We start from the raw sequence: 24,411 nt of genomic DNA on the forward strand, positions 1-24,411 counted from the left end.
GGACGCGCTATGATGCGTCCATGACGAGCCACGGCCATGACCACCACGAGGACCATTCCGAGCTTTCGGACGTGGAGCTTCGGGTCAGGGCGCTCGAGACCGTTCTCACGGAGAAGGGTCTCGTCGACCCGCGCGCACTCGATCTCCTGATAGAGACCTACGAGAAGAAGGTCGGACCACAGAACGGGGCGCGCGTCGTAGCGCGAGCCTGGACCGATCCCAGCTACCGCGACTGGCTGCTGATGGACGGCGCCGCGGCCATCGCATCGCTCGGCATCGCGGGCCGGCAGGGCGAGCACATGGTGGTGGTCGAGAACACGCCCGACCGCCACAACATGGTCGTCTGCACGCTCTGCTCCTGCTATCCGTGGCCGGTGCTCGGCCTGCCGCCGGTCTGGTACAAGTCCGCGCCCTACCGATCCCGGGCGGTGGCCGATCCGCGATCGGTCCTGCGCGAATTCGGCGTCGAGCTTCCGGCGGAGGCGGAGATCCGGGTCTGGGATTCGACGGCGGAGATCCGGTATCTCGTGCTGCCGATGCGTCCGGCCGGCACCGAGGGCTGGAGCGAGGAACGCCTTGCCGGCCTCGTCACGCGGAACTCGATGATCGGCACGGGCCTGCCGCTCGACCCTGCGGAGGCATCCGCGTGAACGGCGCACAGGACATGGGCGGCCTGCACGGGTTCGGGAGGGTCGAGCCGGAGCCGGACGAACCCGTCTTCCACGCGGAATGGGAGCGGCGCGCCTTCGCGCTCACGCTCGCGATGGCGAAGCCCGGCGGCTGGACGATCGACATGTCGCGTGCGGCGCGCGAGAGCCTTCCCCCGGTCGAATACCTGAGCAAGTCCTATTACGAGATCTGGCTGGCCGGGCTGCAGCAGCTGATGGGCGAGCGCGGCCTGGTGACGCCCGACGAGATCGCCGCAGGGCACGCGCTGCACCAGCCCCGGGCGGCCGGGACGCCGCTACGCGCCGAAGACGTGGCCGTGACGCTCGGGCGCGGCGGACCGACCGAGCGCGAGGCGACCGCCCCTGCCCGCTTCGGGCCCGGCGACCGCGTGCGCGCGCGCAACATGCACCCGGTCACGCATACACGCCTGCCGCGCTACGTGCGCGGCCGGGTCGGCGTCGTGGAGGCGGCCCGCGGCTGCCACGTCTTTCCGGATTCCAGCGCGCTCGGCGCGGGCGAGAACCCGCATTGGCTGTACACGGTTCGGTTCGAGGGGCGGGAGCTCTGGGGCGACGACACGGACCCGTCCGTCTCCGTGTCGGTCGACGCTTGGGAACCGTACCTGGAGGCGGCATGAGCGACCGCGTGCAGGATCCTGCCGTCCACCGGGCCATCCAGGCGCTGCCGGGCCTTCCGGCCGACGACGACGGCCCGGTCTTCGACGCGCCCTGGGAGGCACAGGCCTTCGCGATGGCGCTGGCGCTGCACGAGCGCGGCGTGTTCCGCTGGGGCGAATGGGCAGCCGCCCTCGGGGCCGAGATCAAGGCCGCCGCAGCGTCCGGCGAGCCGGACACCAATGGCGCCTATTACCGCCACTGGCTCGCTGCCCTGGAGCGGCTCGTCGCCGAGAAGGGGATCGCGAGCCGCGACGCGCTGGGTTCATACCGCGATGCCTGGCAGCGCGCATGCGAGCGCACGCCGCACGGCAACCCGATCGAGCTCACGGCGGCGGATTTCAGGCCCGGGAGCGGCGGGCACCCTGCAGCCGCCACCCCTTGAACCGCTCTCGCTGCGACCCACGCCTCCTGGCCGGCGGACTGCGGTCGCCTTCGTTCTCCGCGGAGAGAAGCCGGGGCAACACCATTTGAACTGGCAGAAGGGCCGCACGGGAGAAGGATGAGCAGCGCGTCCCATGTCGTGGGCGACCAGAGCGAAGTGCTCGCCTTCCTCGGCAGCGCCGCGGCGCACGGGCTCGCGGAGCCGCCGAAGCGCATCGACACGCACGGCGCCATCGTCTTCCTGGCCGGAGAGCACGCCTACAAGGTCAAGCGGGCGGTGCGCTTCCCGTTCATGGACCTGTCGACGCTTGCGAGGCGGCAGGCCGCCTGCGAGGCGGAGATCGAGGTGAACAGGGCGAACGCGCCGGAGATCTACCTGGGTGTCGTCGCCGTGACCCGAAGCGCTGCGGGTCTGCAGTTCGGCGGGGACGGCCCAGCAATCGAGTGGCTGGTCCACATGCGCCGGTTCGACGAGGAGCAGACGCTCGACCGGGTCGCGGCAAGGGGCGAACTGACTTCGGCCGGGATCGCCGACGTCGTGCGGGCGGTGCTTGCGTCGAATGACCGTGCGCCGGTTTGCGACGGGCCGGCTGCGTGCGAATCGCTGCGGCTCTATCTCCGCCAGAACGACGCGGCCTTCGCCGAACTGCCGGACCTCTTTCCGCCGGACCGTGCAGTGGCGCTGACCGCCCGTTCGGAGGCGGCGCTCGCCGGCGTCATGGACCTGCTGCTCGCGCGTGGCCGCCAGGGCTTCGTCCGGCGCTGTCACGGCGACCTGCACCTCCGGAACATCGTGCTTCTCGACGGCCGGGCGAGGCTCTTCGACGCGATCGAGTTCGACAATTCCATCGCGACCGGCGACGTCCTCTACGATCTGGCGTTCCTGGTCATGGACCTCTGGGAACGCGGCTTGGCGCAGGAAGCGAACGTGGTGCTGAACCGCTATCTCTGGGCCGGGGCCGAGGCCCATCTCGAGGGCCTTGCCGCCTTGCCCCTCTTCCTGTCGATCCGCGCCGCGATCCGCGCGAAGGTCACTGCCGCAGCGGTCCCTCATCTCGCGTCAAGCGAGCAGGACGCGATGGCGGGGGACGCGCGGCGCTATTTCGACGAGGCTGCAGGATTTCTGGCGCCGCAGAGCCCGCGCCTCATCGCGATCGGCGGCCTGTCCGGCACGGGCAAGACCACGGTCGCCGGCCGCCTGGCGCCGCGCTTCGGCGCTGCACCGGGCGCAGTGCACCTGCGCAGCGACATCGAGCGGAAGCGGCTCGCGGGCGTCGGCGAGACGGAGCGCCTCCCGCAGTCGAGCTACACGCCGAGTATTTCGGAGGCGGTCTACGCCGCCCTTCTGCGAAAGGCAGGGGCCGCGCTCGCAGCCGACCGCAGCGTTATCGTGGATGCCGTCTTCGCCCGCCGGGACGAGCGCGCGGCCGTCGAGGCTGCGGCGGCCCGGGCGGGGGTGCCGTTCGCGGGTCTCTGGCTGGAAGCGCCGACCGCGATGCTGACGCAGCGTGTGGAGGCGCGGCGCGGCGACGCGTCTGATGCCACGGCGGAGGTGGTGCTCAGGCAGGCGGGGTTCCGCGAAGAGCCGGTCGCATGGAGCCACCTCGACGCGTCGGCCGACATCGAACAGACAGTGGCGCGGGCCGCTCTCCGCCTCGGCGTGGAATGAGCCGGCCAGACTAGCGCCGATGAAAGCAATGCCGCATTGCCGGCAGCGCCATATTGCTGCCGAATAAAGGGTTTCGCGCCGCGGCGCGCCTTGACACCCGGCCGATCGTGCCTATGTTCCGCTCCATACCGGACCCGCGCCGCGATGACGACCTACCGTCCGGCGCCCGAACATATCCCCAGATGAGCTTCGATACACTCGGATTAAGCGACAAGGTCGTAGCAGCCGTCAAGGCGGTTGGATACACCACCCCCACCCCGATCCAGGAACAGGCGATCCCGCATGTCCTGGCGCGAAGGGACGTGCTCGGCCTGGCCCAGACCGGGACCGGCAAGACGGCGTCCTTCACGCTGCCCATGCTGACGATCCTGGAGAAGGGCCGCGCCCGCGCCCGCATGCCGAGAACGCTCATCCTCGAGCCGACCCGGGAACTCGCGGCACAGGTCCAGGAGAATTTCGACCGCTACGGCGTGAACCACAAGCTCACGGTCGCGCTCCTCATCGGCGGCGTCTCGTTCGACGAGCAGGACAAGAAGATCACCCGCGGCGCCGATGTTCTGATCGCCACGCCGGGCCGCCTTCTCGACCATTTCGAGCGGGGCCGCCTCCTCCTCACGGGCGTCGAGCTCCTCGTCATCGACGAGGCGGACCGCATGCTCGACATGGGGTTCATCCCGGACATCGAGCGGATTGTGAAGCTGCTGCCGCAGAACCGGCAGACCATGCTCTTCTCCGCCACCATGCCGGCGGCGATCGGCGATCTCGCGGCGAAGTTCCTGAACGACCCCGTGCGGGTCGAGGTGTCAAAGCCCTCCTCCACCGCCGCCAACATCACGCAGCGGCTCGTTGCGTCCGGTTCCAAGCCGCCCGAGAAGCGCGCCACGCTCCGCCGGCTCATCAACGAAGCCGAGGGCCTCACCAACGCGATCATCTTCTGCAACCGCAAGCGCGACGTCGCAACGCTCCACCGCTCGCTCGAGCGGCACGGCTACTCGGCCGGCGCGCTGCACGGCGACATGGACCAGCACGCGCGCCTGCGGACGCTCGATTCGTTCCGGGACGGCCAGATCACGCTGCTCGTGGCGAGCGACGTCGCCGCGCGCGGCCTCGACATCCCCGCCGTGAGCCACATCTTCAACTTCGACGTTCCGACCCATGCCGAGGACTATGTCCACCGCATCGGCCGGACCGGCCGTGCCGGACGCTCCGGCGAGTCGCTGACCATCGTGACCAAGCCCGAGACGAAGTACGTCCAGGCGATCGAGAAGCTGATCGGCCAGGACATCGCCTGGTCGGACGGCGGGCTCGCGGACGTTTCCGAAGAAGCGGACGAGGCGCCGCGCCGCGGGCGCGGCCGCGGCAAGCCCGAGAGGGCCGGCAGCCGGGCCACCGCCGGTGAGGCGGGCACGGAGACGGGCGAACGGAAGCCGCGCCGCTCGCGCCGGCGGAAGGACGAGCCCGAAGTCCAGCCTGCAGCCGAGGAAAGCGTTCAGCCGGAACAGGCGGCACGCCCGGAGCGGAAGGATCGGCCTGAGCCGAACCGGCAGCCCGACGGCGGCGAGCGGCGGTCGCGCCGGCCCAAGCGCCAAGACGATCTCGAGGACGCCTCGCGGGCCGTCGGCTTCGACGATCACGTGCCCGCCTTCCTGTTGCGGCCCGTGCGGCTGCCGCGCCCGGTGGAGACGGCGGAAGAAGTGTGAGGCCTCTCAGGGGCGCTTCGGCTTCTTCGCCGGCGCCCTTCTGTTCCTTGCTCTCAGCGCCGCTTCCCAGGCGAGCCCGGCATACTCGCTGAGCCGATCCGGGTCATCGAACGCCTCGGGCGGCAGCAGCCAGTACCCCACTTCCACGGTTCGGCCCCTGGCCGAATAGGCGAACGGCCGGGAGCCGGCGTCCTCGAACTGCCGCCTGTTGGACGCATCCACCTTCAGATAAAGGTCGCCGCCGGTCGCGAGCGCGAACATCAGGCCGTCGCGATACACCCCGTGGCCGCCGAACATCCTGCGCACCGTCACCGGCGCGAAGGGTGCGAAGAGGTCCGTGATCCAGTCGGGGTCCATTCTGTTCAGTCGGCGAGCGTCAGGCCCATCTGCCAGAAGTCGGCTTCGAGCCGGCAGGCCTGGCGGAAGAGCGTCAGGAGATCGGGATACCTGACTTCCGTCAGGGCGCGCGCAGCGAGACGATCGAGGTTGTCGCGCGCCGATGCGGCGACGGCACGGTACGGTTCGCCGGTATACTCGTCGATCCAGACGCGATAGGGGTTTCCCTCCCCTTCCTGCACCCGGGCAAGCGCTTCGCCGATCTCGGCATAGCCGATGACGCAGGGCGACAGCGCGACGTGAAGGTCGAGGAGATCCCCGCGCAGGCCGGCCTCCAGGACGAAGCGGGTGTAGGCCATCGTCGCCCGCGATTCCGGTGCCGCCTCAAGCTCGGCCGCCGAGACGCCCCAGTCGCCGGCGAGCTTGACGTGGAGGTTCATCTCCATGTCGAGGATCGCCTTCAGGCCCTCGTGCGCGGCGCGCATCTCACCGAGCGAGCGACCCTTGTAGACGGCGAGCGCATAGGCTCGCGCGAAATGGATCAGGAAGAGATAGTCCTGGACGAGGTAATGGCGGAAGGATGCTTCCGGCAAGGTGCCATCGCCCATGCGCCGGACGAACGCGTGCCCGGTATAGGCTTGCCACTCGGTGTCCGCGTCCCTGCGGAGGCGGCCGAAAAGGTCCATCGACCCCCGCTCAGGCCTGCGTGCGCTCGAGCGCGGACGGGTCGGCCGCCTTCAGCGTCACCGATTCCCCGCAGCCGCAGGCCGATGTCTGGTTGGGATTGTTGAACACGAAGCCGGCGCGGAGCTTGGTCGTCTCGTAATCCATCTCGGTGCCGAGCAGGAACAGGGTGGCGGCCGGGTCGATGAAGACCTTGGCGTCGCCGAGATCGACCACGTCGTCCGCCGCGGAGGCCGCGCCGTCCGCCAGCCCGACGGTGTATTCCATGCCCGCGCAGCCGCCGTTCTTCACGCCGACGCGGATGCCCGTCGTCTCGCTGCCGGCATTGCGGACGATCTCGCGGACGCGCTCGGCCGCGGCGTCGGTGAGGCGGATGACCTGGAATCTGCGGGGAAGAGCCATGGCCCGAATCTATGGACGCGCGGCTGCGAAATCCAGTCCCGCGGCGCGGGTCCGGGTCACCACCAGCCGATCGCCATCTTGGCCTCTTCCGACATCCGGTCCGGCGTCCAGGGGGGATCGAAGACGATGTTGGCCTTCACCCCCGAAACGCCCGCGACCGCGCCGACCGCGTCCTCGACCCAATGCGGCATCTCGCCGGCAACCGGACAGCCGGGCGCCGTCAGGGTCATGTCGATGCTGACCTGGCGGTCGTCGTCGATATCGACCTTGTAGATGAGGCCGAGCTCGTAGATGTCGGCCGGGATCTCGGGGTCGTAGACGCTCTTGAGCGCCCCGATGATGTCGCCGGTTAGCCGCTCGACCTCCTCGGGCGGGAGGCTCTCGGCCTCGAACGCAAGCGCGTTCGGCGCTGATTCAGCCGCATCGGCAGGCGTTTGGCTGGTGTCGCTCATCTCGTTTCCAATCAGGCGAAGAAGGAATGGGCCTTGCTCAGTGCTCTGACAAGGATATCGACCTCGTCACGGGAATTGTAGAGCCCGAACGAGGCGCGGCACGTCGAGGTGACGCCGTAATGCGCAAGAAGCGGCTGCGCGCAATGCGTCCCGGCGCGCACGGCGACACCCTCCCGGTCGATGATCGTCGCGACGTCGTGCGCGTGGGCGCCCTGCATCTCGAAGGAGATGATCGCACCCTTGCCGCTCGCGTGGCCGAAGATGCGGATGAAGTTCAGCCCCGCCAGGCGCTCGTGCGCATAGGTTGCGAGGTCGGCCTCGTGCGCCGCGATCGCTGCGCGCCCGGTCGCCTCCATGTAGCGCAGGGCCGCCGCGAGCCCGATCGCCTGCACGATCGGCGGCGTACCGGCCTCGAACTTCTGCGGCGGATCGCCGTAGGTGACCCAGTCCTCCGTGACATCGCGGATCATCTCGCCGCCGCCGAGGAATGGCGGCATCGCGTCGAGATGCTCGCGCTTCGCCCACAGCACGCCGATGCCGGTCGGGCCATAGGTCTTGTGGCCGGTGAAGACGAAGAAATCGCAGCCGAGCTCCTGCACGTCGACCGGGAGGTGGACGGCCGACTGGCTGCCGTCGACGAGCACCGGGATCCCGCGCGCGTGCGCGAGCCGACAGACCTCCCTGATCGGCACCACCGTCCCGGTCACGTTCGACATGTGCGTGATCGCGACCATCTTCGTGCGCGGGCCGAGCAGCCGCTCGAAGGCGTCCAGGTCGAGCGCGCCGTCGTCGTGGACGGGAGCCCACCTGATCACCGCGCCCCGCCGCTCGCGGTGGAAATGCCACGGCACGATGTTGGAATGGTGCTCCAGCAGCGAGATGACGATCTCGTCGCCTTCCCCGATCCGCATGCCTCCGAAGGACTGCGCCACGAGGTTGATTGCCTCGGTGGAGGAGCGCGTGAAGACGATCTCCTCGACGGACGGGGCGTTCAGGAAGTTGCGGACGACTTTCCGAGCGTCCTCATAGGCTTCGGTGGCGGCATTGGAGAGGAAGTGCAGCCCGCGATGGACGTTGGCGTATTCTTCCGTGTAGGCGCGGGTGATGGCGTCGAGCACGGCCTTCGGCTTCTGCGCCGACGCCCCGTTGTCGAGATAGACGAGCGGCTTGCCGTAGACGGTTCGCGACAGGATCGGAAAATCCTGCCGGATCCGCTCGACATCGTAGGCGCCGTTTCCCGCCAAGCTCAGGCACCCCCGCGCGCAGCGCCGAAGATGCGCGCCGTGCGCGCCTCCAACGCCTCGATGATGGCCTCGTCGCCGATCTCCTCGATCACCTCCGCGAGGAAGGCCTGGATCAGCAGACGCTCGGCCTCCGCCTTTTCGATCCCGCGCGAACGCAGGAAGAAGAGCATCTCCTCGTCGATCTGCCCGCAGGTCGCGCCGTGGCCGCACACCACGTCGTCCGCGAAGATCTCGAGTTCGGGCTTGTTGGCGAACTCGGCGCCCTCCGACAGGAGGAGCGCCTGGCTCATCATCTTGCCGTCTGTCTTCTGCGCGTCCTGACGGACGATGATCTTGCCCTGGAACACGCCGACGGCCTCGTCCGCGAGTACGGCCTTGAAATGCTCCTTGCTCGCGCAGTTCGGCAGGGCGTGATCGACGATGAGCGTCGTGTCGAGATGCTGCCGCCCGCGCCCGACGGTCGCGCCGCGAATGCCGGCAAGGGCATGCTCGCCCTCGAAGGCGAGCCGGATCTCGGTGCGGGAGACGCGAGCGCCGGCGACGAAGCTGAAGGGGTCGAATACGGCGCGGTCGGCGATCCGCGGGATCAGCATGTGCAGGTGGATCGCCGCGTCGCCCTCCTCCTGCGCCGCCACCCAGCGGACGTTCGCGTCGGCATCGACCTGAACCTCCGTGACGGCGTTCGTCTGGTAGGCGAGCCCATCCGGGCCGGAGAAGGTCTGGAGCACGGTCGCCTCGGCGCCGGCGCCGATCCGGACCTGGTTCCGCATCGTCTGCAGGCCGGGTTCCCCGCCGGCGAAGACGGAGACGATCTCGACCGGCTTCGCAAGCTTCGCCCCGTCGCGGATGCGCAGGATGGCGCCGTCCCGGACGAAGGCGCCGTTGAGGGCCAGGATCGGGGATTCTCCGGGATCGGTTCCGGTGAACCGGTCGAGGACCGCGCCGCCGCGCGCCAGGAACGCATTGAGGGACGCGAACTCGATGTCGCCCTCCAGCCCGGCCATTGCCGAGAGGCCGGGCATGAAGACGCTGTTCACGAACACGATGCGCGCGCGGTCGATCCCGCCGAAGAGATCGGCCCGGGCGAGCGCATCCTTCGCGGCGTCGATGCCGGCAGGGGCCGCAGGTCCCGGCGCCTCGCGCATCAGGGCGCGCAGGTCCGTGTACTTCCAGTCCTCGACGCGGCGGTGCGGCAGGCCCGTCGATGCGAAGGCGTCGAAGGCGGTGGCGCGCAGGTCCCGGATCGGGTCCTCGCCGGAAAGCGCGGCGAAATGGTTCGCGAGCGCCTCCTCGGCCTTCGTGCGGATGCGGGTCGGTTCGGCCATCAGGCGGCCTCCTCCACGTACTCGGCGTAGCCCCTCTCCTCGAGATCGAGCGCGAGCTCGGGCCCGCCGGTCCGCACGATCCGACCGCGCGACATCACGTGCACGACGTCGGGAACGATATGGTTGAGGAGGCGCTGGTAGTGCGTGATGACGACGAAGGACCGGTTCGGCGCCCGCAGTGCGTTGACGCCGTCGGCCACGATGCGCAGCGCGTCGATGTCGAGGCCGGAATCGGTTTCGTCCATGACGCAGAGCGTCGGCTGGAGCAGCGCCATCTGCAGGATCTCGTTGCGCTTCTTCTCGCCGCCGGAGAAGCCGACATTGAGCGGCCGCTTCAGCATGTCCGTCGAGATGCCGAGCTTCTGCGCCGCCTCCCGCACCACCCGCATGAACTCGGGCGTGGAGAGCTCCGCCTCGCCGCGCGCCTTGCGCTGGGCATTCAGCGCGGTGCGCAGGAAGGTCATGGTCCCGACGCCGGGGATCTCGATCGGGTACTGGAAGGCCAGGAAGACGCCGGCGGCCGCGCGCGCGTCGGGCTCCATCTCGAGCAGGTTCTCGCCATTGAAGAGCACTTCGCCCTCGGTCACCTCGTAGTCCTCCTTGCCGGCGAGCACATAGGAGAGCGTGGACTTGCCGGAGCCGTTCGGCCCCATGATCGCGTGCACCTTGCCGTCCTCGACGGTCAGGTCGATGCCGCGCAGGATCTTCTGGCCGTCGACTTCGACATGGAGGTTCTTGATCTCGAGCATCTTCTTCTCTGTCCGTTGCGGCCGCCGGGCGGCCTGGTCCGTCAATAGGCGCGGCTTTCGCGCAGTTCGTAGTGCTGCGATCGCGCGTCGAAGCGTTTCAGCACCTTGCGGGCGGCCTCGGGAACGTAGGCCGTTTCGTAGTCCTCGCCGGTGAAGGCCTTGACGTTCTCGATCGCCTCGAAGCGCATGATGGTGACGAACTCCACCTCGTCGCCGAGCGCGCGCCGGAGGAGATCGATGCCGCGGAAGCCCGGCAGCGCCTTGCCTTCGATCCCTTCGAAGATCTCCTGCTTCAGGAGGGCTTCGTAGGCGTCGGCGTTTCCGGGCGTCGTGTAGCCGTGCCAGATCCGCAGGATCATCGTCAGCCCACACTGCCTTCCAGGCTGATCCCGATCAGCTTCTGCGTCTCGGCCATGAATTCCATCGGCAGCTGCTGCAGCACGTCCCGGACGAAGCCGTTGACGATGAGGGCCACCGCCTCCTCCTCGCTCATGCCGCGCTGGAGGCAGTAGAACATCTGGTCGTCGGAGATCTTGGACGTCGTCGCCTCGTGCTCGAAGACCGCCGTCGCGTTCTTGGACTCGATGTAGGGCACGGTGTGCGCGCCGCAGCGGTCACCGATGAGGAGCGAGTCGCACTGCGTGAAGTTGCGCGCGTTCGCCGCCTTCCGATGCGCCGAGACGAGCCCGCGATAGGTGTTCTCCGAACGCCCGGCGGCGATGCCCTTGGAGATGATCCGGCTCGACGTGTTTTTGCCGAGATGGATCATCTTGGTGCCGGAATCGACCTGCTGGCGCCCGTTGGAGATCGCAATGGAGTAGAACTCGCCGCGCGAGCCGTCGCCGCGCAGGATGCAGGACGGATACTTCCAGGTGATCGCGGAGCCGGTCTCGACCTGCGTCCACGAGATCTTCGCGTTCCGGCCGCGGCAGTCCCCGCGCTTGGTGACGAAGTTGTAGACGCCGCCCTTGCCCTCGGCATCGCCGGGATACCAGTTCTGAACGGTGGAGTACTTGATCTCGGCATCGTCGAGCGCAACCAGCTCGACGACCGCGGCGTGGAGCTGGTGCTCGTCGCGCACCGGGGCGGTGCAGCCCTCGAGATAGCTCACATAGGAGCCCTCGTCCGCGATGATCAGGGTACGCTCGAACTGGCCGGTCTTCTTCTCGTTGATGCGGAAATAGGTCGAGAGCTCCATCGGGCAGCGCACGCCCTTGGGGATGTAGACGAACGACCCGTCGGAGAAGACGGCGGAGTTAAGGGTGGCGAAGAAGTTGTCGCTCACCGGAACGACCGTGCCGAGATACTTCCGGACGAGGTCCGGGTGCTCGCGGATCGCCTCGGAGATCGGCATGAAGATGACGCCGGCCTTGGCGAGCTCCTTCTTGAAGGTCGTCACCACCGAGACGGAATCAAAGACCGCGTCGACCGCCACGCGCCCGCTGGCGTATTCGCCGCCGCTCTCCTCGTCGAGGGAACTCGGGTCGCCCTGCTTGCGCACGCCGGCGAGGATCTCCTGCTCCTTGAGCGGGATGCCGAGCTTGGCGTAGGTCGCCAGGATCTCCGGATCGACCTCGTCGAGGCTGTTCGGGCCGCTCATCGACTTCGGCGCGGCGTAATAGTGCAGGTCCTGGTAGTCGATCCTCGGATAGTGCACGCGCGCCCATTGCGGCTCCGACATCGTCTGCCAGCGCCGGAACGCGTCGAGCCGCCACTCGGTCATCCATTCCGGCTCGCCTTTCTTGGCCGAAATCAGACGGACGGTGTCTTCGGTCAGGCCCTTCGGCGCGAGCTCGGATTCGATGTTCGTCTCGAAGCCGTACTTGTACTTGTCGACGTCGAGCGCGCGGACCTGCTCGATGGTTTCCTGGACGGCTGGCATGCGCCTCTCCTCGTTGTTCTTCTCTATGCAGCGCGGGTCTGCAGCAGGCGCGCATGGATGGCGCGCCAAACCTCTATGAAACGATCCACCTCGGCATCCGTCGCAGCGGGCGGCAGACTGACGCGAATACCGCCCCGCGCCGTCTCCGCGCCGTAACCCATCGCGCGAAGGACGTGGCTCTCGGCGACCTTGCCGGACGAGCAGGCAGAACCTGCGGACACCGCCACACCCTCGAGATCGAAAGCGATGACGGCCGTCTCGGCCGGCACGCCCGGGGCCGCGAACAGGATCGTGTTCGGGATCCGGGGCGCACCCTCGCCGGCGATGACGGCATCGGGTGCAACCGAGCGGATGCCCGCCTCCAGGCGAAGGCTGAGGGCGCGTATCCGCCCGGCATCCGCTATGTGGTGTCCGGCCTGCGTCGCCGCAACGCCGAAACCGGCGATCGCCGGCACGTTTTCGGTGCCGGACCGCCGGCGCCGCTCCTGTCCGCCGCCGGTCAGAAGCGGGGCCGGGCGGACCCCTTCATTCGCCAGGACGAGGGCACCGGCGCCCTGCGGACCGCCCATCTTGTGCGCGGACAAGGACAGGAAATCGACGCCGAGCGCGCGCATGTCGAGTGGCATGCGACCCGGCGCCTGCACGGCGTCGCAGAACACGAACCCGCCATAGGACTTCACGATGCCGGCCGCCTCGGCGACGGGATGGACCACGCCGCTCTCATTGTTGGCGAGCATGAGGGCGACGAGCGGGGCGCCGGCGTCGTAATCGTGGCCGGCGAGCGCCTCGTCGAGGGCGTCGAGATCGACGACGCCGGTTCGGCCAACGGCGATCAGCCTGGTCCGGTCGGTGCCGATGCGCCCGCCGCTCAACACGCAGGGATGCTCCGTGGCGCCGACGTAGAGCGCCGACACGCGCCGCTCCTGCTTGCCGTCGAGGATGACGGGCGAAAGCGCGAACGCGGCCGCTTCCGTCGCGCCGCTCGTGAAGATCACGCACTCGGCACGGGCGCCGGCGAGCGCGGCCACGCGGGACCGCGCCTGCTCGACGAGGTGGCGGGCCCGACGTCCTTCCTGGTGGATGGAGGACGGGTTTACCGATCCCAGGGCGTCCACGAGGGCGGCCCTCGCCTCTTTGCAAAGAGGGAGGCCGGCATTCGCGTCGAAGTAGATCCGCTCCGTCGGCACGCCTGTCGCTCGCTCGCCCGAAAAACTTGAATCGCCGAGGTGCTTTGGTGTTTACATACGCGCCTTGCCGCATCGGCCCGGCGCGCCACCCAGTTTTGAACAATTCCAAACTGGGTGTAGGCGCGAGGCCGTGACGTGTCAAGGAACGCTCCCGACACGTGCGGCCGCTTTGAGACAGGATTGCCATAATGCCAGAAGTCATCTTTGCCGGACCTGACGGTCGGCTGGAAGGCCGCTACCAGCCCGCGAAGACGAAGACCGCTCCGATCGCCCTCGTCCTTCATCCGCATCCCCGCTTCGGCGGGACGATGAACAACCAGATCGTCTACCGCCTCTTCTACATGTTCCAGGAGCGCGGCTTCACCACGCTGCGCTTCAACTTCCGCGGCGTCGGCCGCAGCCAGGGCTATTTCGACCACGGCCTGGGCGAGCTTTCGGATGCGGCGGCCGCGCTCGACTGGATCCAGACGCTGCATCCGGATTCCCGCGGGGTCTGGATCGCCGGCTTCTCCTTCGGCGCCTGGATCGGCATGCAGCTCCTGATGCGCCGTCCGGAAGTGGAGGGCTTCATGTCGATCGCGCCGCAGCCGAACCTCTACGATTTCTCCTTCCTGGCGCCCTGCCCGTCCTCCGGACTGATCATCGCGGGCGACCAGGACAAGGTCGCGCCGCAGGACGCGGTGCAGGGCCTCGTCGACAAGCTCAAGGCCCAGAAGGGAATCGTGATCGACCACGCGGTGGTGCCGGGCGCGAACCACTTCTTCGAGAGCAAGACGGACGAGCTGATCGAGACCTGCTCCAACTATCTCGACATGCGTCTTGCCAAGATCGCCGCGACGGTCTGATCAGGCCCGGCGGCTCCGCACCGCCGGCTCGGACCGGGCGATCCATGCGTCGCCCGGCCGGCTGACGATCCCGCCGGCCAACGGGCGGGGAACGCCCGTCGTGCCCGGGAAGGTGATCGGGTCTCCGTTCAAGGCGCGGACGGCGAGATAGGCGAAGGCCTGCGCCTCGACCGCATCGCCGTCGATGCCGATGTCGTCGGCCGAGCGGACCGGTTGCGGCAGACGCTCCGCGAGAATTTCCATCAGGTACCGGTTGTTGCGGCCGCCGCCGCAGACCACCCATGCCCGCGGAGCCTCCGGCAGATGGCTGGACGCCGCCGCAAGGGAAGCGGCGGTGAAATGCGCGAGCGTCGCCGCCCCGTCGGCCGTCGACAGGCCATCGAGCGCAGCGATCCGGAAATGATCGCGGTCGAGCGACTTCGGCGGCGCGACCGAGAAGAACGGGTCGCTCATGAAGAGGCGGAGCAGTTCCTCGTCGGCAGTGCCGGCGCGAGCCGTGCCGCCGTCGCGGTCGACCGGCTCGCCCGTCCTGCGGAGCATCCAGTCATCGATCAGCGCGTTGCCCGGGCCAGCGTCGAAAGCGAGCAAGGTCTCGTCCGAGCCGATGAAGGTCACGTTGGAAACGCCGCCGATGTTCACGAAGGCGACGGGCGGTGCGAGCCCGGTGCGCTCGGCGAGCGCGCGATGGAACACCGGGACGAGCGGCGCGCCCTGCCCTCCGGCCGCCACATCCGCGGCCCGCATGTCCCACACCACGGCCGTCCCGAGGCGATCGGCGAGCGCCTGGCCGTCGCCGATCTGGACGGTGAGGCGGCGGGCGGGATCGTGGAGCACGGTCTGGCCGTGGAACCCGATGACGTCGATCGCGGCGCCGGCGCCCGCTTCCGCGAGGAAGGCCTCCACCGCGGCCACGTGCCGCTCGGTGACCAGCCGCTCCGCCTCGGCGAGAATGCCGGGGCGGTCGGCGCGGCCGGCCAGCCGGCTCGCCTCCCTCAGGGCGGCGGCGAGGCAGGCCCGTTCGGCCGGCGCATAGGGATAGGTGCGCGCCGCCCCGAGCCGCTCGATGCGCGCGCCGTCGGTGACCACCAGCGCGACGTCGATGCCGTCGAGCGAGGTTCCGCTCATCAGGCCAAGGGCGGTCCTCATTGTTCTCATCGTCCTTAGCCCGTGCCGTTGCAGGAAAGCCGTGTTAAGAGCCGCGCCGAACGCGCCCGCGGCGGCGCCAGAGAAGCAAGCATAGCACCATGGCCTTCCGATCCGAATTTCTCGCGACCCTCGAGGAGCGCGGCTTCATCCACCAGTGCTCCGACGCCGACACGCTCGACCGGCTCCTGACGGAAGGGCCGCTCACGGCCTATATCGGGTTCGACTGCACCGGGCCGAGCCTTCATGTCGGGCACCTCCTCTCGGTCATGATGCTGCGCTGGTTCCAGAAGACAGGCAACCGCCCGATCGCCCTCATGGGCGGCGGGACGACCCGCGTCGGCGACCCGTCCGGCCGCGACGAGACGCGGCAGATCCTCACGCCGGAGGTGATCGAGGCGAACAAGGACAGCATCAAGCGCGTGTTCGACCGCTTCCTCCGGTTCGGCAGCGGAGCGGACGACGCGGTGATGGTCGACAACGCCGAATGGCTGCTCGACCTGAACTATGTCGCGTTCCTGCGCGACGTCGGCCGCCATTTCTCCGTGAACCGCATGCTGACGATGGAATCGGTGAAGCTCCGGCTGGAGCGCGAGCAGCCGCTCTCCTTCCTCGAGTTCAACTACATGATCCTGCAGGCCTACGATTTCGTGGAGCTCTACGGGCGCTACGGCTGCCGCCTACAGATGGGCGGCTCGGACCAGTGGGGCAACATCGTCAACGGCATCGATCTCGGCCGCCGCATGGCGGACGCCCAGCTCTTCGGCCTGACGACGCCGCTGCTCATGACGTCGGCCGGAACGAAGATGGGCAAGACCGCGTCCGGCGCGGTCTGGCTCAATGCCGACATGCTCTCCCCATTCGAGTACTGGCAGTTCTGGCGCAACACCTCCGACGCCGACGTCGGGCGCTTCCTCCGGCTCTTCACCGAGCTGCCGATGGACGAGATCGCGCGGCTCGAGGCACTTCCGGGCCAGGAGATCAACGAGGCGAAGAAGGTGCTCGCGACCGAGGCGACCGCGCTGCTGCACGGAAGCGATGCCGCCGAGGGCGCGGCGGACACCGCGCGCCGGACCTTCGAGGAAGGCGCGACCGGCGACGCGCTGCCGACCGTCGAGATCGCCGCGTCCGAGCTCGAGGCCGGCCTCGGCGTCCTCTCCGCCTTCGTGCGCGCCGGACTCTCGCCCTCGAACGGTGATGTCCGACGGCAGCTCAAGGGCGGTGCGGTCAGGGTCAACGACGCGGTCGTCGCTGACGAACGGCTGACGCTCGGGCCAGCCGATGTCGGCGCCGACGGGGTCGTGAAGCTCTCGCTCGGCCGCAAGAGGCACGCGCTGCTGAAGGTGTCCTAGTACTCGAAGAGCTTGCGCAGGATGCCCGGCGCCATCGCCGAGATCGGGTTCATCGTCATGGTGGGGGCGTCGAGCGGGCCGTAGAGCTTGTAGGTGATGCCGACCAGACCCTCGTTCCGGCCGCCGCCCAGAATCCCGCCGATGAACGGCAGGGCGCCGGCGATGTTGTTGAGCCCGAATGCCGGCACGAGCGTGCCCGTGATCGCGATCCGCTGACCGGCGAGGTTCACGGTTCCGCTGCCGGTGCCGCCGAGGCTCGGGCCGCGCAGATAGGCCTCGCCGATCTCGAGCGCGCCTTCGCTGCTGCGGAACGGCACGTGAAGCTCGGTGAAGCTCATCGTGCCGGATTGCGCGCTCGCCGGAACCGAGGCGCGCGACCGGCTGCCGGCGGCCGGTTGCTTCAGCACCTCCGCCAGGGCCGCCTCGTTGAGCACGCTGAAGCGGACGAGCCGCAGCAGCCCGCGGCCCGGCCCATCGCCGGCGGGCCCCGCGAAATCGAGCGTGAGTTCGCCGCCGGACAGGCGCTCGTAGATCCCGGCGAAACGCAGCAAGGCGCCGCCGTCGGTGGCATGGAGGGTCGTGCGGCGAAGCTTGCCGTCGGGGACGACCGAAGCGGTCACCTTGCCATTGCCGCCCGTGCTGGCCTGGAGCGAGAGCGACCGGAACCGGCCGTCGACCACGGCCAGCTCACCCTTGACGCCCTCCAACACGGTTCCGCTCTTGCCGATGACGCGATTGAAATTGAGGTCGAGCGCGATGCGCGGCGGGGCGGATTCCGCATTTCCGCCGCCGCCGAACTGCAGGAGCGCGCGTGCATCCAGGCTCTCGCCGCGGACGCTCGCGGTGTAGCCGGAGCCGCTCGCCTTGGCGTCGAGCGAGAAATCGTCGCCCGGCCTCAGCTTAACCTTTGCGAGGGCCAGCGAGGTCAACCGGCCGTCGGCGAGGACGGCGTCGCCGGCAGCGCCGAAGCCCTTGCCCTCGAGCCTGATCTCGGAGAGCCGCGTCTGCGCTCCCGCTTCCTGCAGCCGGAAGCGCGCCTTGGCGGGAACGCCGGCGCCCTTCTCCCAACCGAGGAACGGAAGGCTGATCCTGGCCTTGGAAAGATCGAGCTCGATCGCCTGGGTCCTGTCGTCGACCCGAGAGACCGCCGCCTGCACCGTTCCGTCGACCAGCCCGTCGAGGTCGATGCCGAGGCGCTTCCTTGCCGCCGCGTCGAGCGTCAGGGTGACGCCCTTCGACGCCACGTCGTCTTCCCCGAGGTTCAGGTCGAGGGCGGCCCTGATCCCGTCGACCAGCGCGTCGCCCATCAGCCGATAGCTCCGTCCGGCCCCTTTCAGGAGCAAATCCCCCTGCTCGACCGAGCGTCCCTCGATCGGCTGGCCGGAGGCGAAGCCGGTCAGCGCGAGCTCGAAGAACGGCTCGACGTCGCCGAGCTTCCCGGCCGTGAGCGGCACCGCCGCGTCGAGCTTCAGCGTTGCCGATCCGGTCAGCCGGGCGGGGTCGATGCCGCGACGGGACGGAATGTCGAACGGCGGCGTGTCGGCCAGCATGGCGAGCGCGGATGCCGGCCCCGACGCCTTCAACGCTACGGTTCCGACGGGGTCGGGCCCGCCCAGCGACGGGATTGTGAGCGTCGTTCCCGCCACGTCGACGTCACCGCGTCCGGGCACCGGAATGCGCCCGCCTTTCGCCGTGATCGCGGCGGTCGCGTCGGCGAGCACGATCTCGCCGCTGCCGCCGACGATCGGCGGGAACAGGTCGAGGGGCGTGAAGACCGCGTCGCGGAACGGCACCCTCCCGACCACGCCGTAGGGCGGCAGCACCTTGTCCTTGCCGCCCTCGCCGAGGAACTCGATCGGCAGAGCCACGCTGATCGTCGCGGGGCCGACCGTGCCGCCGATGACGTGCTGGTCGACCCATTCGTGCGTCTTCGGCGCGACGAAGTCGGGCCAGAGCGCGCGCACCGTCTCCGGCGGCATTTCGCTCGCAGAAATGGCGAGCGACAGCCCCGCAGCCGGGCCGTCGAGGCTCGCCTGGCCGACGACCGAGGCATGCCCCCGATCGGTGATGACCTCCACCTGATCGAGGCTGATCGCACGACGCGCGAGGTCCAGGGTCGCGGCCAGCGTGCCGCCGACCAGGTTGACGCGATCGCTTCGCGGGCCAGTATCGATGAAGCCGCTCACGAGCCGACCCGAGAGCCCGATCGTCTTGTCGCCGCCTCCGAGGGAAACGCCGCCGGCGAAGTTGAACCACGAACCGACCGTCCGGATGCTCCCGCTCCGCAGGAGCATGAGGTTGCCGGACGGGCCGAGCGCGAGATCGAACGAGGCCTGCACCAGCTCGACCGCATCCACGGGCGAGAGCATCACCTTGCCCGAGCCGAGGCTCACGGTCGCGCTCAGGCCGGCGAGGCTGTCGTCCGCGCGAAGGGCAATCGACCCGCGCAGGTCGACCGGGACGGGAAACGCCGGCGCGGTGGCCGGTCCGGCGAGCGAGCGCGACAGGGCGCCGGCAGGCAGGTCGGAGACGGCGAGCTCGACGCGACTCTCGCCGCTCTGCCGGTGCTCCCGCTCGAGCTGCATGGTCCAGGATTCCTCGCCGGACCCGAGATCCACCCAGACCTTGCTCCGCCCGCTCCGCAGCGGCATCCAGCTTGCCTGCCGGATCGCCAGGCGCTCGGGGACATTTGCCGGCGCTGATGCGAGTTCCAGGACCGCGTCGGAGATCGTGACGTCGTCGAGGCCGGCGGACCGGAGCCCGTCATCGGCTTCGGCCACGCCCCGGGCGATCGCCAAGGCAATGCGGCGCGCCTCATCGGCATAGTCGGCCGGGATCGTGCCGTCGGCCGGGAACGGCAGCACGACGGTCAGGCCCTCGACACGGACCGAGTTCAGGTCGATCCGACCGGAAACGAGCTCGGCCAGCTCCGACAGCGTGGACACGGAACGGGCCCTGATCTCGACACCGTCGGGCAGTGCGACGGCCACGTCGGTCGCGTCGACGGCCAGGCCTTGCCCGGACCGGAAGGCGATTGCGGTCGTGCCGACCCGGAGCTGCGACTGCGGGGGCAATCGCGCCGCTATGGCTGCCGCGAGGCGGTCGCGCAGGAAATCGGACCGGATCTCGCCTGCGCTGATCTGATAGGCGAGGCCCGCAAGGGCCGCGGCGAACGCGACCACCACTGTCACGGCCAAAGTGGCGGTCCATCTCACCCAGGGCCGCCGCCTCCGACCGGGCAGCACAGGGCCGATCTCTCGTGAAGGTCTTCCTCTCAGCGCCATCTTCTCCGCGCGGCGGGCCTGACCACGGAGCGATCCGGGGCTTGCAATTGAAATTGATACACGATTCAGCTGCCCGAAGCAGCGACAATGGGTGTAGCGACAGGGTGCTCTGCCCGGGAATGGGGACGAAAGCATGACGACGGACAGGCAGGTGGCAGAAGGCGACGAGGCGCCGGATTTCGCGCTCCCGACCGACGGGGGCGGAAGCTTCCGGTTGTCGGAGCAGCGCGGCAAGCCGGTCGTCGTCTACTTCTATCCGAAGGACGACACGAGCGGCTGCACGTCCGAGGCCGTCGCCTTCACGGCCCAGAAGGCGGAATTCGACCGCATCGGAGTGGCGGTGGTGGGGATCTCGCCCGATCCGGTGGCCAGCCACGACAAGTTCAAGGCCAAGCACGGCCTGGAGATCCTGCTCGCCGCGGACGAGACGAAGGAAGCCGCCGAGGCCTACGGAGTCTGGAAGCAGAAGTCCATGTACGGGCGGACCTATATGGGCGTCGAGCGCTCGACCTTCCTGATCGACGCGCACGGCCGCATCGCCCGGGCCTGGCGGAACGTGAAGGTGCCCGGACACGCCGAGGACGTGCTGGCGGCAGCCCGAACGCTCGCCTGAGCCGCGCTCTGCGGGAGCCGGCGGCCGGCATTTTCGGCCGGGCGACAACAATCCGTTAACCGTGCCGCGGGCATGGTCGGGAGGCAATCGAATCCCACCGCGGCCCCCGGAGCAATGATCCATCCGACTCAGCAGACGAAGGCGTTCGGACGTCGCAAGGAGCTGCCCCGCGTCAGCATCACGCGGGGCGGGACGACAAGAACCTACACGGTCCGGCCCTGGCTGTTCGGGACCGTGATCGGGACCTTCCTGATGTTCGGCGCCGGCTATCTCGGCGCGACCGGCTACCTGCTCTACCGCGACGATCTCCTGGGCGCGAGCGTCGCCAAGCAGCAGGCACTGGAGGACGAGTACGAGGAGCGGATCGCGCGGCTGCGCTCGGAGATGGACCGCGTGACCAGCCGCCACGCCGTCGAGGCCCAGGGGGTGGAGGCGCAGATCGGGTTTCTGCTCGATCGGCAGGAGGTTCTCGAGCATCGCCAGGCCGTGCTCGACCAGATCATCGGCAAGGCGCGCAAGGCGGGGCTTGCCGTCGCCGCCGGGGCCGCGCCGCGACCCGTTCCGAAACCCGGTGCGGCGGCTGCGGCAAGGGAGGCAGGCGGCGCCCCGCTCGCCTACGGCCCGTCCGAACGCTCCGAAGCGGATGTGATTACCGGCTCCGTGTTCCGCGCGCCGCCGGAGGACGGAGCGGAATTGCCAGCCGCCGAGAGGCTTCGCCCCGTGCTGAAGGATGTACACTCCTCGCTGGACCTCGCCGAGCAGGTCCAGGTGGCCGCGATCGAAGCGCTCAATCTCGCATCGGAATCCGAGATCGACCGTCTCTCGGGCGTGCTCACGCGGGTCGGTTTGCCGGGGGCGCCGAGCGCCAGCTTGGGCGGCCCCTTCGTTCCGGCGGAAATGCACTTCGTCGACCGCCTCAAGGGCCTCGGGCGCACGCTCGACGAGATCGCCAAGCTCAGGAAGAAGGTGGCTGCGGTTCCGCTCGCCACGCCCATCAAGGGGGCGGAGGTGACGAGCGGCTTCGGCTATCGGGTCGATCCGTTCCTGAGGCGCCCTGCCCTCCATTCCGGCATCGACTTTCGCGCCGAGCACGGGACGCACGTCCACGCGACCGCGCCGGGCAAGGTCGTATTCGCCGGCTGGAAGGGCGGCTACGGCCGCTGCATCGAGATCGCGCACCCGAACGGCATCATGACCCGCTACGGCCATCTGTCGGCGATCACGGTGCAGGAGGGCGAGGTGGTCGCCGCGGGGACGGTGATCGGCCGCGTCGGCTCGACCGGCCGCTCGACCGGCCCGCATCTCCACTACGAGACGCGCCGGCGCGGCGAAGCGGTCGATCCGCGCATATACCTGGCGGCGGGGCGGGCGATCTGACGGGCCCGCCGGGAAGCAGGCGGGCCCGCCCGCCTTTCCGCCGCCGATCGCCGTCCCGTTTCCTTTGAGCCGTTCGGACGCCGACCCGGGTGACCGTTGCCGCAGAACGCAAAACCTGCTGAGAGAGGCCCATGCGTGCGAGCGACGAGCAGGGGCAGGGCCAGTGACGGAAACGCTTGATCCGGCGATCGGGGACCAGCTCCGGGAGTGGCGCGAAAGCATCGACAACATCGATGCCGCGCTCGTATTCCTGCTCGCCGAGCGCTTCAAGTGCACGCAGCGCGTCGGCCAGTTCAAGGCCGAGCACGACCTCCCCCCCGCCGATCCGAAGCGCGAGGAGGAGCAGGTTGCCCGGCTCCGCGCACTCGCGAAATCCGCCAAGCTGGATCCGGACTTCGCCGAAAAGTTCCTGAGCTTCGTGATCCAGGAGGTGATCCGCCACCACGAGCGGATCAAGCAGGCGGACTGAGGGGGCCGGCCCGGCGCCCCCACCCATCCGGGGCCTTGCCGTTCACTCTCGCCCGTAAACGTCGTCGAAGCGCTCGATGTCGTCGTCGCCGAGGTAGGAGCCCGTCTGGACCTCGATCAGGCTGAGCGGGATGCGGCCCGGGTTCTCCAGCCGGTGGTGGGCGCCGAGCGGCAGGTACACGCTCTCGTTCTCGGTGACCTCCATGACGTCGTTGCCGCACGTGACCCGTGCCGTGCCCTTCACCACGATCCAGTGTTCCGCGCGGTGGAGATGGCGCTGGAGCGACAGGCGGCCTCCGGGCTTGACGCAGATGTGCTTCACTTGGTGCCGCTCGCCCTGGTCGAGCGATTCGTAATGGCCCCAGGGCCGGTACATTCGACGGTTCCTCTCCACGAGGTCGGGCCGCCGTGTGCGCAGCGCGTCCACGATGCCCTTCATCCCGTGGACGCGGTCGCGCTTCGCGACGAGCATCGCATCCGAGGTGGAGACCACCACGAGATCCTCGACGCCGAGCGCCACGAGAAGGCGCCCGTCCGGCAGGTATGCGTAGTTCCGGGCCGCATCCGCGAAATGGACCTCGCCGACGGCGGCGTTCCCCTGAGGGTCCTTCGGCGTGGCGGCATAGAGCGCATCCCAAGACCCTATGTCGCTCCAGCCGATCTCGCCCACCGGCCGGACGGCGACGCGCTCGGAACCCTGCATGAGCGCGAAATCGATCGAGATGCTCGGCGAGCGCTCGAGCGCGGCGCGGTCGAGGCGGACGAAATCGAGATCGGCGCGGGCGGCATCGACGCTCTCGGCCGCTGCCGTGAGGACTTCCGGGGCATGCCGCTCGAGTTCGGACAGGAGCGCCGCGGCCCGGAACAGGAAGAGGCCGCTGTTCCAGTACCGCCCGCCCTCCTCGAGGAGCCGCTCGGCGAGCGCCCGATCCGGCTTCTCGATGAAGGCGGCCGCCTGCCAGAGATCGGGACTGATCTCGCATTCGCCCTTTTCGATGTAGCCGTAGCCCGTCTCCGGGTAGGTCGGCGCGATGCCGAAGGTCACGAGCCAGCCGTCCCTCGCCGCGGGAGCGGCGGACCGGGCGGCGTCACCGAGCGTGCGCGGATCGTCGATGAGGTGATCTGCCGGCATCACGAGCAGCAGCGCGTCCGGGTCCTTGCGGGCGAGCCAGCATCCGGCGGCGGCGATCGCGGCAGCGGTGTCGCGCGCGACCGGCTCCACCAGCAGTGCGCCGAGTTCGACCCCGCAGGCCCGGGCCTGTTCCGCCGCAAGGAACCGGTGCTCCTCGCTCGCGACAACCGTCGGCTTTCCGAAGCCGGGCTCGTCGTGGAAGCGCAGCAGCGTGTTCTGGAGCAGGGAGCGGGAGCCGGAGAACGTCAGGAACTGCTTCGGGTGGCAGGCGCGGGAGGCGGGCCACAACCTGGTCCCCGACCCGCCGCTGAGAATGACCGGTGTGATCGTCACGGTTCGCCCTCCCTGGGGACCGAGATTAGCGGCCTTCCAGGGCGAACTGTCCAGCGTTTCTCCCCTCGCTTGCAAGCGGCGCCTCCGGCAACCGGGATCGCTCCAGGGAGCCTCCGGAGGCTGAGCTAACGCGGGCCCGCGATCACTGCTCCCGGCAGTTGACCGGCGAGGCATCCTCGCCGCGCCGCAGGTCGTAGAAATCCGCGTCCCGCCCCTTCGTCCACCAGACGTAGGGCCCGGCCGCGTAGCGCGCCCCGGACGCGGCCAGGACGCCGGCGAAGACGATCGGCATCCGGACCAGGGTGACGACCGCGAGCGCGTTCTCACCGGCGTTGATGTATTCGACGTCCACGGACGTCATGCCCTCGCAGTGATATCGCACCTTCGTCCGCTCGACCGTCTGCCCGGCGGGCAAGGCGATCGTGATGTCGTCGGCGAGGGCCGCCGCGACCGGCGCAGCTGCCGCAGTGGCGCAAGCGATCAGCATTCCAATGGTGCGTGTCATCC

The 24,411-nt window shown here is 69.1% G+C and carries 24 protein-coding genes; 10 read left to right on the plus strand and 14 right to left on the minus strand.

Annotated elements, in window-relative coordinates; genetic code table 11:
* Window positions 1-20: 20 nt before the first annotated feature.
* The 5 genes from nthA (at window position 21) to ACUN0C_RS04475 (ending at window position 5,096) form a co-directional block, all read left to right on the plus strand.
* Window positions 21-650 carry a nitrile hydratase subunit alpha gene (gene nthA / locus ACUN0C_RS04455; RefSeq protein WP_445465115.1) on the plus strand — a complete coding sequence of 210 codons (630 nt, stop codon included), beginning with the start codon at window positions 21-23 and terminating at the stop codon, window positions 648-650.
* Window positions 647-1,306 (plus strand): nitrile hydratase subunit beta, encoded by a 660-nt coding sequence (gene nthB / locus ACUN0C_RS04460; RefSeq protein ID WP_445465116.1) that lies wholly within the window; start codon window positions 647-649, stop codon window positions 1,304-1,306. Before nthA ends, nthB begins: the two co-directional genes overlap by 4 nt.
* Window positions 1,303-1,728, plus strand: coding sequence for a nitrile hydratase accessory protein (locus ACUN0C_RS04465; protein ID WP_445465117.1), 426 nt, complete (start codon window positions 1,303-1,305; stop codon window positions 1,726-1,728). The genes nthB and ACUN0C_RS04465 overlap by 4 nt, the downstream gene beginning before the upstream one ends.
* A gap of 117 nt (window positions 1,729-1,845) precedes the next feature.
* On the plus strand, window positions 1,846-3,396 hold the full coding sequence (locus tag ACUN0C_RS04470) for a bifunctional aminoglycoside phosphotransferase/ATP-binding protein (protein WP_445465118.1): 1,551 nt from the start codon (window positions 1,846-1,848) through the stop codon (window positions 3,394-3,396).
* A 182-nt stretch (window positions 3,397-3,578) separates the two neighbouring features.
* Window positions 3,579-5,096 (plus strand): DEAD/DEAH box helicase, encoded by a 1,518-nt coding sequence (locus tag ACUN0C_RS04475; RefSeq protein WP_445465119.1) that lies wholly within the window; start codon window positions 3,579-3,581, stop codon window positions 5,094-5,096.
* 6 nt (window positions 5,097-5,102) lie between these two features.
* Here ACUN0C_RS04475 and ACUN0C_RS04480 read toward each other — a convergent pair whose 3' ends face one another.
* The 10 genes from ACUN0C_RS04480 to ACUN0C_RS04525 are packed head-to-tail and all read right to left on the minus strand — an operon-like array spanning window position 5,103 to window position 13,357.
* The gene (locus tag ACUN0C_RS04480; RefSeq protein WP_445465120.1) at window positions 5,103-5,453 is read right to left on the minus strand and encodes a TfoX/Sxy family protein; all 351 of its coding nucleotides are present in this window, start codon (window positions 5,451-5,453) and stop codon (window positions 5,103-5,105) included.
* A 5-nt stretch (window positions 5,454-5,458) separates the two neighbouring features.
* Window positions 5,459-6,118: a thiaminase II gene (tenA, locus tag ACUN0C_RS04485; protein WP_445465121.1), complete on the minus strand. Its 660-nt coding sequence runs from the start codon at window positions 6,116-6,118 to the stop codon at window positions 5,459-5,461.
* Between the two features lie 10 nt (window positions 6,119-6,128).
* Window positions 6,129-6,518, minus strand: coding sequence for a HesB/IscA family protein (locus tag ACUN0C_RS04490; protein WP_445465122.1), 390 nt, complete (start codon window positions 6,516-6,518; stop codon window positions 6,129-6,131).
* A gap of 56 nt (window positions 6,519-6,574) precedes the next feature.
* Window positions 6,575-6,970, minus strand: a complete 396-nt coding sequence (locus ACUN0C_RS04495) for an SUF system Fe-S cluster assembly protein (RefSeq protein WP_445465123.1) — start codon at window positions 6,968-6,970, stop codon at window positions 6,575-6,577.
* Window positions 6,971-6,981: 11 nt separating this feature from the next.
* Window positions 6,982-8,214, minus strand: a complete 1,233-nt coding sequence (locus ACUN0C_RS04500) for a cysteine desulfurase (protein WP_445465124.1) — start codon at window positions 8,212-8,214, stop codon at window positions 6,982-6,984.
* 2 nt (window positions 8,215-8,216) lie between these two features.
* Window positions 8,217-9,539 (minus strand): Fe-S cluster assembly protein SufD, encoded by a 1,323-nt coding sequence (gene sufD, locus ACUN0C_RS04505; RefSeq protein ID WP_445465125.1) that lies wholly within the window; start codon window positions 9,537-9,539, stop codon window positions 8,217-8,219.
* Entirely contained in the window at window positions 9,539-10,288 is a 750-nt protein-coding gene (gene sufC, locus ACUN0C_RS04510) for a Fe-S cluster assembly ATPase SufC (protein ID WP_445465126.1), read from the minus strand. The genes sufD and sufC overlap by 1 nt, the downstream gene beginning before the upstream one ends.
* 41 nt (window positions 10,289-10,329) lie before the next feature.
* On the minus strand, window positions 10,330-10,647 hold the full coding sequence (locus tag ACUN0C_RS04515; RefSeq protein ID WP_445465127.1) for an antibiotic biosynthesis monooxygenase family protein: 318 nt from the start codon (window positions 10,645-10,647) through the stop codon (window positions 10,330-10,332).
* A 2-nt stretch (window positions 10,648-10,649) separates the two neighbouring features.
* Complete coding sequence (gene sufB / locus ACUN0C_RS04520) at window positions 10,650-12,170, minus strand: Fe-S cluster assembly protein SufB (protein ID WP_445465128.1); 1,521 nt, start codon at window positions 12,168-12,170, stop codon at window positions 10,650-10,652.
* A 23-nt stretch (window positions 12,171-12,193) separates the two neighbouring features.
* On the minus strand, window positions 12,194-13,357 hold the full coding sequence (locus ACUN0C_RS04525; RefSeq protein ID WP_445465129.1) for a cysteine desulfurase family protein: 1,164 nt from the start codon (window positions 13,355-13,357) through the stop codon (window positions 12,194-12,196).
* Window positions 13,358-13,545: 188 nt separating this feature from the next.
* On the opposite strand from ACUN0C_RS04525, the gene ACUN0C_RS04530 reads away from it, so the two are divergent.
* On the plus strand, window positions 13,546-14,202 hold the full coding sequence (locus ACUN0C_RS04530) for an alpha/beta hydrolase (RefSeq protein WP_445465130.1): 657 nt from the start codon (window positions 13,546-13,548) through the stop codon (window positions 14,200-14,202).
* Here the strand turns inward: ACUN0C_RS04530 and ACUN0C_RS04535 are convergent, their stop codons facing one another.
* Window positions 14,203-15,348 carry an anhydro-N-acetylmuramic acid kinase gene (locus ACUN0C_RS04535; protein WP_445465131.1) on the minus strand — a complete coding sequence of 382 codons (1,146 nt, stop codon included), beginning with the start codon at window positions 15,346-15,348 and terminating at the stop codon, window positions 14,203-14,205.
* Between the two features lie 98 nt (window positions 15,349-15,446).
* On the opposite strand from ACUN0C_RS04535, the gene tyrS reads away from it, so the two are divergent.
* On the plus strand, window positions 15,447-16,697 hold the full coding sequence (gene tyrS, locus ACUN0C_RS04540; protein WP_445465132.1) for a tyrosine--tRNA ligase: 1,251 nt from the start codon (window positions 15,447-15,449) through the stop codon (window positions 16,695-16,697).
* Here tyrS and ACUN0C_RS04545 read toward each other — a convergent pair.
* On the minus strand, window positions 16,694-19,888 hold the full coding sequence (locus ACUN0C_RS04545) for a hypothetical protein (protein WP_445465133.1): 3,195 nt from the start codon (window positions 19,886-19,888) through the stop codon (window positions 16,694-16,696). The genes tyrS and ACUN0C_RS04545 overlap by 4 nt on opposite strands.
* Before the next feature lie 226 nt (window positions 19,889-20,114).
* Between ACUN0C_RS04545 and ACUN0C_RS04550 the strand changes: the two genes are divergently transcribed.
* From ACUN0C_RS04550 to ACUN0C_RS04560, 3 genes are all read left to right on the plus strand, one after another.
* Entirely contained in the window at window positions 20,115-20,594 is a 480-nt protein-coding gene (locus ACUN0C_RS04550; RefSeq protein ID WP_445465134.1) for a peroxiredoxin, read from the plus strand.
* A 114-nt stretch (window positions 20,595-20,708) separates the two neighbouring features.
* The gene (locus ACUN0C_RS04555) at window positions 20,709-21,971 is read left to right on the plus strand and encodes a M23 family metallopeptidase (protein ID WP_445465135.1); all 1,263 of its coding nucleotides are present in this window, start codon (window positions 20,709-20,711) and stop codon (window positions 21,969-21,971) included.
* A gap of 163 nt (window positions 21,972-22,134) precedes the next feature.
* Complete coding sequence (locus tag ACUN0C_RS04560; RefSeq protein WP_445465136.1) at window positions 22,135-22,440, plus strand: chorismate mutase; 306 nt, start codon at window positions 22,135-22,137, stop codon at window positions 22,438-22,440.
* Between the two features lie 42 nt (window positions 22,441-22,482).
* Here the strand turns inward: ACUN0C_RS04560 and ACUN0C_RS04565 are convergent, their stop codons facing one another.
* On the minus strand, window positions 22,483-23,904 hold the full coding sequence (locus ACUN0C_RS04565; protein WP_445465137.1) for a mannose-1-phosphate guanylyltransferase/mannose-6-phosphate isomerase: 1,422 nt from the start codon (window positions 23,902-23,904) through the stop codon (window positions 22,483-22,485).
* A 142-nt stretch (window positions 23,905-24,046) separates the two neighbouring features.
* Window positions 24,047-24,409 (minus strand): MliC family protein, encoded by a 363-nt coding sequence (locus ACUN0C_RS04570; protein ID WP_445465138.1) that lies wholly within the window; start codon window positions 24,407-24,409, stop codon window positions 24,047-24,049.
* Between the last annotated feature and the right edge of the window lie 2 nt (window positions 24,410-24,411).

It is taken from the genome of Faunimonas sp. B44, from assembly GCF_052655945.1.

Excerpts from the sequence above, each read along its gene's own strand:
- sufB (WP_445465128.1), bottom strand. The coding sequence starts at position 12,170 with ATGCCAGCCGTCCAGGAAACCATCGAGCAGGTCCGCGCGCTCGACGTC.
- ACUN0C_RS04490 (WP_445465122.1), bottom strand. The coding sequence starts at position 6,518 with ATGGCTCTTCCCCGCAGATTCCAGGTCATCCGCCTCACCGACGCCGCG.
- ACUN0C_RS04515 (WP_445465127.1), bottom strand. The coding sequence starts at position 10,647 with ATGATCCTGCGGATCTGGCACGGCTACACGACGCCCGGAAACGCCGAC.
- sufC (WP_445465126.1), bottom strand. The coding sequence starts at position 10,288 with ATGCTCGAGATCAAGAACCTCCATGTCGAAGTCGACGGCCAGAAGATC.
- ACUN0C_RS04570 (WP_445465138.1), bottom strand. The coding sequence starts at position 24,409 with ATGACACGCACCATTGGAATGCTGATCGCTTGCGCCACTGCGGCAGCT.
- sufD (WP_445465125.1), bottom strand. The coding sequence starts at position 9,539 with ATGGCCGAACCGACCCGCATCCGCACGAAGGCCGAGGAGGCGCTCGCG.
- ACUN0C_RS04535 (WP_445465131.1), bottom strand. The coding sequence starts at position 15,348 with ATGAGGACCGCCCTTGGCCTGATGAGCGGAACCTCGCTCGACGGCATC.
- ACUN0C_RS04495 (WP_445465123.1), bottom strand. The coding sequence starts at position 6,970 with ATGAGCGACACCAGCCAAACGCCTGCCGATGCGGCTGAATCAGCGCCG.
- nthA (WP_445465115.1), top strand. The coding sequence starts at position 21 with ATGACGAGCCACGGCCATGACCACCACGAGGACCATTCCGAGCTTTCG.
- ACUN0C_RS04530 (WP_445465130.1), top strand. The coding sequence starts at position 13,546 with ATGCCAGAAGTCATCTTTGCCGGACCTGACGGTCGGCTGGAAGGCCGC.
- ACUN0C_RS04550 (WP_445465134.1), top strand. The coding sequence starts at position 20,115 with ATGACGACGGACAGGCAGGTGGCAGAAGGCGACGAGGCGCCGGATTTC.
- tyrS (WP_445465132.1), top strand. The coding sequence starts at position 15,447 with ATGGCCTTCCGATCCGAATTTCTCGCGACCCTCGAGGAGCGCGGCTTC.
- ACUN0C_RS04470 (WP_445465118.1), top strand. The coding sequence starts at position 1,846 with ATGAGCAGCGCGTCCCATGTCGTGGGCGACCAGAGCGAAGTGCTCGCC.
- ACUN0C_RS04480 (WP_445465120.1), bottom strand. The coding sequence starts at position 5,453 with ATGGACCCCGACTGGATCACGGACCTCTTCGCACCCTTCGCGCCGGTG.
- ACUN0C_RS04465 (WP_445465117.1), top strand. The coding sequence starts at position 1,303 with ATGAGCGACCGCGTGCAGGATCCTGCCGTCCACCGGGCCATCCAGGCG.
- ACUN0C_RS04555 (WP_445465135.1), top strand. The coding sequence starts at position 20,709 with ATGATCCATCCGACTCAGCAGACGAAGGCGTTCGGACGTCGCAAGGAG.
- tenA (WP_445465121.1), bottom strand. The coding sequence starts at position 6,118 with ATGGACCTTTTCGGCCGCCTCCGCAGGGACGCGGACACCGAGTGGCAA.
- ACUN0C_RS04475 (WP_445465119.1), top strand. The coding sequence starts at position 3,579 with ATGAGCTTCGATACACTCGGATTAAGCGACAAGGTCGTAGCAGCCGTC.